Genomic DNA, 10224 nt, shown 5'->3' with positions numbered 1-10224 from the left:
CCGACGGGTCGTGCGCCGCCGTGGAGCTCCTCGCCCGTCTGGAGATCTCCGGAACGGCGGTCGCGTGGCCGGTCGCCGTCGTCGCCGAGGCGACCGATCGCTACTCGCTCGACCTGCGCACGTACTGCAGCCAGGTCGTCGTCGACGGGCGTCGCCACCCGAGAGCACCCCTTCTCGGGCCCGGCGCCGTCCGCCCGGACGGTGTCGTCGGCCGGTACCTCGCCGGGCTGGAAGCCGGAGACGTGGACGAGGTCGTGGCGACGTTCGCCGAGGACGGATACCTCCGTGAGGCGGTCGGAGAGCCGGACGTCCATCGCGGCGAGGACGGGCTGCGCTCGTTCTACTCCCGCCTGCTCGGTACGGGCGACGGCGTGGCGCTCGAGTGCTGTCACGCCACCGATGACGGCGTGCGGTGCGTGGTGGAGTACAACGACGTGAGCACTCGCGGAGAGTGGCCGCCCCAGGCCGGCCTCGCCGTCTTCGAGCGTGCCGACGATGGCCGGATCGCCGCCGTGCGCTGCTACGACGACATCGAGCGCCCCGCCGCCGGCCGCCCCTCGTGAGACCGTCCGAACGGGTTTTGTACCACGGCATGGACATATCGGACGTGGCGTAGAACGATACGGGAGGGGCCACCTCGGGAAGGTCTTCGAGCCACTGTCATCGAGTTCCACCGTCTGGCCGTTCGAGCCTGTGCCGAGGAGGCCGCTGTGAGCACTGTCGAGTCATCCGGGACCACTGCTGGGAGCCCGCCGGTCCAACCGGGGGAGATGAGGCTGGAGGTCGTCGTGATCCCCGTCGGGGACGTCGACCGAGCGAAGCAGTTCTACGAAGGGCTGGGCTGGCGACTGGACGCCGATCTCGCGGTCGAGGACGGATATCGCGTCGTGCAGCTGACACCTCCGGGGTCGGGGTGCTCGATCATCTTCGGTGAGGGTGTGAGCGGGGCGGCTCCCGGATCCGCCGAGGGCCTCCAGCTGGCGGTCTACGACATCGACGACGCACGCGCGACGCTGAAAGAGGGCGGCGCCGACGTGAGCGAGGTGTTCCACGACACGACCGGGATCTTCCACCACGCCGGGACGGACGGTCGCGTCGCTGGCCCGGCCGACGGGCACGCCGACTACGGGTCGTTCCTCTCCTTCGCCGACCCCGACGGCAACGGCTGGATCGTGCAGGAGATCAAGACCCGGCTTCCCGGACGCTGAGAGGACACCCGACATGGCGACGATCTACTCCTCGGCCGACGAGCTGGCCGACGCCCTACGCCGCGCCGCCGCCGCCCACGGCGAGCACGAGGCGCGGACCGGTGAGGAAGACGCCGACTGGCCCGCCTGGTACGCGCTGTACATGGTCAGCGAGGCTGCGGGCGAGGAGCTGCCGACGTGAGCGACTTCGACGTCATCGTGCTCGGCGGCGGCTCGCCGGGGGAACACTGCGCAGGTGCACTCGCCGAAGGAGGCCTGCGGGTCGCGGTGGTCGAGCGCGAGCTGGTCGGCGGCGAGTGCTCCTACTGGGCCTGCATCCCCTCGAAGACGTTGCTGCGCCCGGGGGAGGCGGTCCAGGGGGCCCGTGACGCGGCCGCGACGGCGGAGGTGGACGTCGAAGCCGCGCTCGCCTGGCGCGACTTCATGGTGTCGGACTACTCCGACGCCGGCCAGGAGCGCTGGCTCGCCGACAGCTCGATCACCCTGATCCGGGGCAGCGGACGTCTCGCCGGCCCCGGTGCCGTCGAGGTCAACGGCGTCCGCCACACCGCGGACCACGTCGTCCTCGCCAACGGCGCCGAACCGTTCGTCCCGCCCGTGCCGGGTCTGCGCGAGCTCGACGGTGTGTGGACCAGCCGCGAGGCCACCTCGATGAAGGCTGTTCCCCGTCGTCTCCTGATCCTCGGCGGAGGCCCGGTGGGGGTCGAGATGGCCCAGGTCGTACGTCGACTCGGTGGCGAAGCCGTCATCGTCGACACGGGACCGCACCTCCTGGCCCGGGAGGCGGCGCCGCTCGGGGAAGCCCTCGGTCGGACTCTGGGTCGCGAGGGCATCGAGCTCGTGCTGTCGGCGAAGGCCTCGAGCGCGCGTCTGGAGGGCGAGGACTACGTCCTCGGCCTCGACGACGGCCGTGAGGTCCGAGGCGACCGGTTGCTCGTCGCGACCGGTCGCCGTCCGCGCCTGTCCGGGATCGGGCTCGAGACCGTCGGGGTGGAGGCCGACGCCCACGGGGTTCCCGTCGACGGGCGGCTGCGCGTGACCGACGGCCTGTGGGCGATCGGTGACGTCACCGGGCTCTGGCCCCTGACGCACGTCGGCAAGTACCAGGGCGAGGTCGTCGCGGCCAACATCCTGGGCGAGTCGCGTGAAGCCAGCTATGACGCCGTCCCGCGCGTGGTCTACACCGACCCGCAGGCCGCCGCGGTCGGCGCCGACGAGGCCGCGTTCAGCAGCACGGTCATGCTCGCCGACGTCGCCAAGACCGCGACGTACACGCGCGCGTACGCCGAGAGCGACGGATTCCTCACCCTCCTCAGTGACGGTGAGCGGCTCACCGGTGCCTACGCCCTCGGGCCCGACGCCGGGGAGTGGTTGCAGCAGGCGACCCTCGCGATCCGAGCACGCATCCCGCTCGACGTGCTCACCGACACGATCCAACCGTTCCCGACCTTCTCCGAGATCTACGTCCCGGCGCTGAAGAGCCTGCGGGCCGAGATCGCCGCTCGGTCGCGTGAACGCGACGGGGCGCCTAAGGGTGGCTGAGCCGACGAGCGCGCTCGCTCGCGACCGTCTCGCGCACGGCCGGCGCAACCTCGGCGGCGAACCGCTCGGTCGTCGCCACGTCGTCCCCGCCGATCAGGACGGCCGTGATCCCGTGGGTCAGGGCGAGGTCGACGAGGTTGTCGATCCAGCGTGCGGGCGGGCCGCCGAGGATGCCTCCGGCCGTGGAGTCGAAACCGACGTTCATGATGTTGAGGAGCCGCCTCACGTCGCTCGGTGACCGTCCGGCGGCGACAGCAGCATCGTCGATCCGGCCGTTGAGCTCCGGAAGCGACGCGGTGCCGTTCTCGAGATACTCGATCGTCGGGAGCCAGCCGTCGGCCACCGCGCCGGTCAGGGCGAGCATCTTCGGCTTGTAGGCGCCGACCCAGATCTCGATGTCGTGGGCCGGCTGCGGTCCGCGCTTGGCGCCGACGCTCCGGTAGTAGTCGCCGTCCACGCGCACGCCGCCCGGCTGCCCGGTGTCCCAGATCTCGCGGACGATCTCGATGCCCTCGCGGAGAGCGTCGACGCCCTGGCCTGCGGTGAGGCGACGCCCGCCCATGGCGGCGACGCCCTCCCAGAACTCGCCCGCGCCGAGACCGAGCTCGAAGCGCCCGCCGCTGAGGATGTCGAGCGAGGCGGCGGCCCGGGCGAGCACGGCGGGAGGTCGGAGCGGCAGGTTGAGCACGTTGCCGCTGAGGTGCACCCGCTGCGTGCGGGCGGCGGCGTACGCCAGGAGTGTCCAGGTGTCGAGCAGCGCAGGCTGGTACGGGTGGTCCTGGAAGGTCACCAGGTCGAGGCCGGCGCGGTCGGCGGTGACCGCCAGCTCGAGCACATGGTGGGGATCGCGCGAGCGCGGCGTGACGAAGGTGCCGAACAGAAGCTCGTGCCCGTAGTCGGTCATGGTGGTCCTTTCGTCAGCCCGCGTGTGACACCGTCAGGTCGACGGTGGGGGCGATGTTGAAGTTGTCCCGGAAGAGATTGTCGGGGTCGTAGAGGGCCTTGGTCTCGCGGAGCCGGGCGAGGACGGGCGGTGGGAACGCATCGTCGAGACGCTGGGGTCGCAGGTCGGTGTCGAAGCTGAGGTACAGGCCGTGGAAGTGAACGGCCAACGCGTCGAACGCAGGGTCCAGAGCCCCGTGGTCGCGACCCATCGCCGTCACCTGGAACGCCGAGCGACGGTGTGCGAAGGCTGTGCGGTCCGGTGGCACGTCGGCGATGGCGCCTCCCATCGCGCGCAGCTGGAAGTACGCGACCGTGCCACTGTGGAGCAGCCGTGCGGCGTCGCGAGCGAAGGCGGGTGTCAGCTCGGGCAGGAGCGCGGACCTCGACACGGGTTCGCCGTATCCGTGATGGCCGTCGGGCCCGACGTCCTCCGCCTCCGCCATGACGCCGGCATACCGGGTCAGAACGACCTCCTGCCGAAGCAGGTCTCCGAGAGCCACGAACGGTGTCAGGCGCTCGACGATCACGTCGGCGTCGCCGGAGTCGACCAGCGCATACAGCTGGACGACCGACTGCCCGTCGCGCGGGCGTCCGGTGACAAGGAACACCGTGGTGTCGCGGGGAGCCGACGAAGCGAGCCGGCCGTACGTCAGGAGCGCCTGCTCGATGTCGTCGGTGACCAGCACGAGCTTGGCCCACCCCACGTCGTCGACCTCGTCGACCTCGAACTCGAACGACGTGGCGATACCGACGTTGGCGCCTGCGCCTCGCACCGCCCAGAAGAGGTCGGGGTGCTCCTGGTCGGAGACGCGCACCTGACGTCCGTCGGCAAGCACGAGATCGGCCGAGCGGAGGTGGTCGATGGTCAGACCGTGGTGGCGCGACAACAGGCCGATGCCACCCGCGGTGGCGAGTCCGCCGACGCCGACGCCTCCATAGTCACCCGAGCCCAGCGCCCAACCATGAGAGTTCAAAGCTGCGGCGACCTCCTTCCAGGTGGCGCCCGGGCCGACGCGCACTCGCCGACGGCGGGGGTCGACGACCTCGATGCCGTCCAGTGCACCGACGTCGATCACCAGTCCGCCGTCGTTGGTCGAGCGGCCACTGATGCCGTGCCCTCCGCTGCGTACGCCCAGCGGCAGGTGGCGGTGCCGGTGCGCGAAGACGACCGCATCGGCGACCTCGTCGGGCGTCTGCGGCCGGAGCACGAGACCGGGCGCTCCCGACCGCAGGTAGGTGGAGCGGACGGCGGAGAAATTGTCGTCACCCGGTTCGATCGCCGTCCGATGCAGCGATTCGGGCAGCCCGTCGTAGTCGATCCCCGGACGCCGCCTGGACCGTGCCGCCACGGATCGCCCGGACGGGTTGCCGCCGTGGCTCGCCGCAAAGGGGATGAGCCGCTCGACGTCGTGCGCGGTGCGGACTGGGACCACGACCGGCAGGTCGTGGTGGTCGGCCAGCGCGAGGATCTGGGCACGCTCAGCCCCTTCGGGGGCGACGACCCAGCCGGCGTCGGCGACGAGGCGCACGCCGGCCAGGGACTCGAGGGTCTGCCGAGCCTTTGCGACGACCTCGGGGTACGGCGCCGTGCGCGCGGCGTGGTCCGAAGGGTCGGGTGCCGCCCCGTCCCCAGAGACGCCGATGGCGATGTGACCGGTACGAGCCGCGACCCACACGGCCGTCGTCCACGGGTCGAGGGCAGTGTCCGTCCGGATGGCCTCGGCGTCGCCTGGACCCACGACGACGAGATCGAGCCGACCTGCTTCCGCTCGCTGGGCGAGCGCTGTCGCCGACTCGTGGGCGCCGCTCGCCCACTGCGTGTCGAGCAGAATGCCTAGCTGCACGTGTCCCCACTCATCTCTGTCATAGATCATCTCTGACGCAGATGGCCACAACGCCGGCGGTGGCCGTCGTGTTCCCTCCGACGACCGCGGCTTCTTGGTCTCAGATCATCATCTGTCATGATGATCTAGAAAGCAGACGAATTCGAGAGAGGCTCGCCCATGGGCACGCTGTTCAGGCTTGATTCAAGTATTCGGATCGAGGGGTCGGTGACCCGGGCGGTCGCCGACACTTTGCAGGCCGCCGTCGTCGAGGAGATCCCCGCGGTCGAGGTCGTACGCCGCGACATCGGGACCGCGCCCATCGACGCGTCACACTGGGGGGCCGCCGCCTATGCCGGTGGGACGGTCGAGGACGAGCGGACAACGGCGCAGAGCGAGGCGCTCGCCGTCGCCGCTGAGCTGGCGGACGAGCTCGTGGCGGCGGACGTGCTCATCTTCGCCGTCCCCATGTACAACTTCGGCGTGTCCCAGCACTTCAAGACGTGGTTCGACCTGGTGTCGACCGACCCGAGGTTCGCCCCGGGCGCAGGCACCCTCGAGCAACGGCCTGCCTTCCTCGTGACCGCGCGTGGCGGCGGCTACGGTCCCGGCACGCCCCGCGCCGGTTGGGACCACGCGACCGGCTGGATGCGGCGGATGCTCGAAGACCTGTGGGGGCTGGATCTCGACGTGATCGAGACCGAGCTCACGCTGGCGGAGGTCACGCCGGCCATGGCAGAGCTCCGAGAGCTGGCGCAGCACCAGCTGGCCGAGTCGCACGAGGCGGCGCGCCGAGGGGCGCGTTCGGTGACCCTCCACCTGCGCGGCAGCAGCGAACCGTACGGCCAGGGCTCGCTGGCGTCGTAGACGCCACGACGACGGGCGTCCCGCCGCGATGGAGCGCCGGGCTACGCCTCGGCAGCCTCGAGACAGGGATCGAAGTCCGGGTCGCCCGTCGTCGTCGACGCCGCCTTGCAGAGGAGCCGGCGAAAGCTCGCGCGTTCGTCGTCGTCGAGGGCGCTGAGCAGCTGGCGCTCCGCCCCCGAGACCTCGCGGTAGAGGTCTTCGACGGCCCGGCGCCCGCGATCGGTCGCCACGATCTGGCGCTGGCGACGGTCGTTGGGGTTGGGTCGCCGCTCCACCAGACCCGCCTCGACGAGGTCGTCGATCAGGTAGGTCATCACCGTGCGGTCGATGCCGAGATGGTTGGCCAGGGCCAGCTGGCTGGGCTTGTCGCCCTCGAGCACCTCGAGCATGGTCTGGTAGCCGCGAGGCCCGTGGGGGAAGCTGCCCAGCGCCGGCGCGACGGCGTCCCGGTAGGTGCGAAGAAGCACGCCCAGGGCCCAGCCGATGTCGTTCTCGGTGCCCGGCTCGCTCGCACCCGCGTGGGTCTCACTCACCTCCTCATCGTACGACGCCGCGGGGATCGACCTCGATGACCGCCAGGGGCGGTGACGTAGGATCCCCGGGTGCACGATCAGCCCCGCATCGACCCCGACGACCTCGCGACCACCCTCAAGGTCCTCCGACAGCTCCCCGACCTCCACCCCGACCACCCCGACATCCGGACGGTCAAGCGCGAGGCGTCGTTCATGTACAAGCTGATCAAGAAGGCTCGTCGCGACGAGATCCGCCAGGAGCGGCAGCGACACGACCAGGAGATCATCGAGAAGACGGCCACCGGCTCCCCGATGAGGATCGACGACGAGACCGCCGGTATCCCGCTGGTCTCGCACGCGCCGGGTGCTTTCGCCGGCGAGCTGATCACCGCGCGCGGCTGCTACATCTGCAAAGAGGACTTCACTCTCGTCGACGCGTTCTACCACTGGCTCTGCCCTCGGTGCGCCGCGATGTCGCACGCCAAGCGTGACCAGCGGACCGACCTCACCGGCAAGCGCGCCCTGCTCACCGGCGGCCGCGCGAAGATCGGCATGTACATCGCGCTGCGCCTGCTTCGCGACGGAGCGCACACCACCATCACCACCCGGTTCCCCAAGGACGCGGTGCGCCGTTTCGCCGCGATGGAGGACTCGCCCGAGTGGCTGCACCGTCTCAAGGTCGTCGGTATCGACCTGCGCGACCCCGCCCAGGTGATCAGCCTGGCCGACGACGTCGCCGCGGCGGGACCGCTGGACATCCTGATCAACAACGCCTGCCAGACTGTGCGGCGGACGCCGGGTGCGTACTCGCGTCTGGTCGAGATGGAGGGTGCACCCCTTCCGGATCACACCGCGCTGCCCGAGATGCTCTCCTTCGACGGCGTCTCCGAGGCCCACCCCGCTGCGATCGCCGGAGCGCTGTCCACCGCGGCCGTGGCCCATCACGAGGGGGAGTCGCTCGAGGTCGCCGAGGCCGCGCACACGGCGGCCTCGATCACCGCGCTGGCGCTCTCGGCCGGTTCGGCGTCCCTGGCTGCGCACCTCGACGGGACCGCCGTGGACGCCGGCGGGCTGCTCCCCGACCTGCAGACGACCAACTCCTGGACCCAGGTCGTCGACCAGGTCGACCCGCTGGAGCTGCTGGAGGTCCAGCTCTGCAACTCGATCGCACCGTTCCTGCTGGTCTCCCGGCTCCGTCCGGCGATGCGCGCGGCGGTCCAGGCGGGCGCCCGACGGGCGTACGTCGTCAACGTCTCGGCGATGGAGGGGCAGTTCTCCCGTCGCTACAAGGGCCCTGGCCACCCCCACACCAACATGGCCAAGGCGGCGCTCAACATGATGACCCGTACCAGTGCGGGTGAGATGTTCGAGGCCGACAAGATCCTGATGACCGCCGTCGACACCGGCTGGATCACCGACGAGCGTCCTCACCAGGAGAAGCTCCGGATCGCTGCGGAGGGGTGGCACGCGCCCCTCGACCTGGTCGACGGTGCGGCCCGGGTCTACGACCCGGTCGTGCGCGGCGAGCGTGGGGAAGACCTCTACGGCTGCTTCGTGAAGGACTACGAGCCGTCGCCCTGGTGACCGTCTCGTCAGTCGCTCAGGCGGTGAAGAGAGCGCTGTAGGCGTTGAGCGCCGGCTGACCGCCCAGGTGGGCGTAGAGGACGTTCGATCCGCGCGGAATCTCGCCGCTCGTCACCAGGTCGACGAGACCCGCCATCGACTTCCCCTCGTAGACGGGGTCGATGATCATCCCCTCCAGGCGGCCGGACAGCCCGATGGCATCGAGCGTGGAGTGCACGGGGATGCCGTAGCGGTCGCCCGCCCACCCCTCGAGCACGGTGATCTCGTCGTCGGTGAGCTCGCGCCCGAGGCCGATCAGCTCTGCGGTGCCCCGCGCGATGCGAGCGACCTGGGCGCGAGTCGCGTCGACCTCGGCGGAGGCGTCGATGCCGATCACGCGCCGCGGTCGGTCCTGCAGCGCGAATCCGGCGATCATGCCGGCCTGGGTGGACCCGGTCACCGCGCAGACGACGACCGTGTCGAAGAAGACGCCGAGCTCGCGCTCCTGCTGCTGGACCTCGAACGCCCAGTTCGCGAAGCCGAGCCCGCCGAGCCGGTGGTCCGACGCGCCCGCCGGGATGCCGTAGGGCGTGCCGCCGCGCGCGCGGACGTCCTCGAGCGCCTGCTCCCAGCTGCCCTTGACTCCGATGCCGAAGCCGGACGGGTCGAGGCGCACCTCGGCGCCCATGATGCGCGACAGCATGATGTTGCCGACCCGGTCGTTGAGCGGATCGGGCCAGTCGACCCAGCGCTCCTGGACGAGGACGGCCTTCAGGCCGAGCCGGGCGGCGAGGGCCGCGACCTGGCGCGTGTGGTTGGACTGGTAGCCGCCGATGGAGACGAGGGTGTCCGCTCCCTGCTCGAGGATGTCGGGCACGAGGTACTCGAGCTTGCGGGTCTTGTTGCCGCCGTACGCCAGGCCGGAGTTGCAGTCCTCGCGCTTGGCCCAGATGCGGGCGCCGCCGAGATGCCCGGTGAGCCGGTCAAGGGATGGATCGGGCTCGGGCCGAAGAGCAACGGATAGCGGCGGAAGTCCCGCAGCGACATGGTTTCTCCTCGGGTCAGCTGACAATCGCCTTGCCGTACATGTGATGCGCGATGTGTAATATATCGCATGCCGCTCCCGGACAACTCGGTCACGATCGACCGGAGCCTGCTGCGCGACGACGTCTACCGACGCCTGCGCGACGGGATCGTGGACGGCGCCCTGGCGCCCGGGGAGCAGCTGCGCGACGGCGAGCTGGCCGCTCGCCTCGGCGTGAGCCGTACGCCGGTGCGTGAGGCGCTGCTGCGCCTGGCCGACGCGGGTCTGGTGGTTGCGCGGCCCGGTCGGTCGACCACCGTGAGCTCGCTCCAGGTCCAGGACGTCCACGACGCTCGGGTCGTCGTCGCGGCGATGCACGCGGCGGCGGTCAGGGAGGCGATCGACCGGTTCACTCCGTTCGACATCGACGAGATGCGCGACGCCAACCACCGCTTCGCCGAGGCGATCGCGGCGGGTGACGTGGTGGCCGCCCTCCAGGCCGACGGGGAGCTCCACAGCGTTCCGGTCAGACTCGCGGCCAACCGAGCATTGACCTCGGTGCTCGACCAGTACGTCCCCGTCCTGCGGCGGGCCGAGAGGGTTCGGTTCTCGTCGTCGGCCGCACGCGAGTCGATCGCGCGTCACGAGCGTCTCATCGACCGGTGCGAGGCGGGCGACGGCGACGGGGCCGGCGCCATCGAGTACAGCACGTTCGCCAGCCTGTCCGCGGAGCTCGAGGT

11 protein-coding genes are annotated in these 10224 nt (G+C 70.8%); 7 read left to right on the top strand and 4 right to left on the bottom strand.

The features are described 5' to 3' along the window. From PV363_RS12480 to PV363_RS12465, 4 genes are all read left to right on the top strand, one after another. On the top strand, nt 1–563 hold a 563-nt coding region (locus PV363_RS12480; RefSeq protein WP_301022475.1), incomplete at its 5' end, for a nuclear transport factor 2 family protein. Between the two features lie 147 nt (nt 564–710). After that, the gene (locus tag PV363_RS12475; protein ID WP_301022474.1) at nt 711–1208 is read left to right on the top strand and encodes a VOC family protein; all 498 of its coding nucleotides are present in this window, start codon (nt 711–713) and stop codon (nt 1206–1208) included. A gap of 13 nt (nt 1209–1221) precedes the next feature. Next, the gene (locus tag PV363_RS12470) at nt 1222–1389 is read left to right on the top strand and encodes a hypothetical protein (protein WP_220343977.1); all 168 of its coding nucleotides are present in this window, start codon (nt 1222–1224) and stop codon (nt 1387–1389) included. Further along, nucleotides 1386–2750 (top strand): NAD(P)/FAD-dependent oxidoreductase, encoded by a 1365-nt coding sequence (locus PV363_RS12465; RefSeq protein ID WP_220343978.1) that lies wholly within the window; start codon nt 1386–1388, stop codon nt 2748–2750. Before PV363_RS12470 ends, PV363_RS12465 begins: the two co-directional genes overlap by 4 nt. Here PV363_RS12465 and PV363_RS12460 read toward each other — a convergent pair. Together PV363_RS12460 and PV363_RS12455 are read right to left on the bottom strand one after the other, a co-directional pair. Continuing rightward, a complete protein-coding gene (locus PV363_RS12460) occupies nt 2737–3654 on the bottom strand; it encodes an LLM class flavin-dependent oxidoreductase (protein ID WP_301022473.1) in 918 nt (305 codons plus the stop codon). The genes PV363_RS12465 and PV363_RS12460 overlap by 14 nt on opposite strands. A 13-nt stretch (nt 3655–3667) precedes the next feature. Then, nucleotides 3668–5539, bottom strand: coding sequence for an FAD-binding oxidoreductase (locus PV363_RS12455; protein ID WP_301022472.1), 1872 nt, complete (start codon nt 5537–5539; stop codon nt 3668–3670). A 159-nt stretch (nt 5540–5698) separates the two neighbouring features. On the opposite strand from PV363_RS12455, the gene PV363_RS12450 reads away from it, so the two are divergent. Further along, complete coding sequence (locus PV363_RS12450; RefSeq protein WP_220343981.1) at nt 5699–6385, top strand: NAD(P)H-dependent oxidoreductase; 687 nt, start codon at nt 5699–5701, stop codon at nt 6383–6385. Nucleotides 6386–6426: 41 nt separating this feature from the next. Here PV363_RS12450 and PV363_RS12445 read toward each other — a convergent pair whose 3' ends face one another. Continuing rightward, entirely contained in the window at nt 6427–6918 is a 492-nt protein-coding gene (locus tag PV363_RS12445) for a MarR family transcriptional regulator (protein ID WP_220365984.1), read from the bottom strand. Between the two features lie 69 nt (nt 6919–6987). Between PV363_RS12445 and PV363_RS12440 the strand changes: the two genes are divergently transcribed. Further along, nucleotides 6988–8481 (top strand): SDR family NAD(P)-dependent oxidoreductase, encoded by a 1494-nt coding sequence (locus PV363_RS12440; protein ID WP_301022471.1) that lies wholly within the window; start codon nt 6988–6990, stop codon nt 8479–8481. Between the two features lie 16 nt (nt 8482–8497). On the opposite strand, the gene PV363_RS12435 is transcribed toward PV363_RS12440, so the two are convergent. Beyond that, nucleotides 8498–9532 (bottom strand): 1-aminocyclopropane-1-carboxylate deaminase, encoded by a 1035-nt coding sequence (locus tag PV363_RS12435; protein WP_301022470.1) that lies wholly within the window; start codon nt 9530–9532, stop codon nt 8498–8500. A 42-nt stretch (nt 9533–9574) separates the two neighbouring features. Between PV363_RS12435 and PV363_RS12430 the strand changes: the two genes are divergently transcribed. Beyond that, nucleotides 9575–10224: GntR family transcriptional regulator (locus tag PV363_RS12430; protein WP_301022469.1), on the top strand; the 650-nt coding region annotated here is incomplete at its 3' end.

This window comes from Mumia sp., from assembly GCF_028803055.1.
Lineage (GTDB): Bacteria > Actinomycetota > Actinomycetes > Propionibacteriales > Nocardioidaceae > Mumia.
This window is presented reverse-complemented; position numbering and strand designations above follow the sequence as displayed.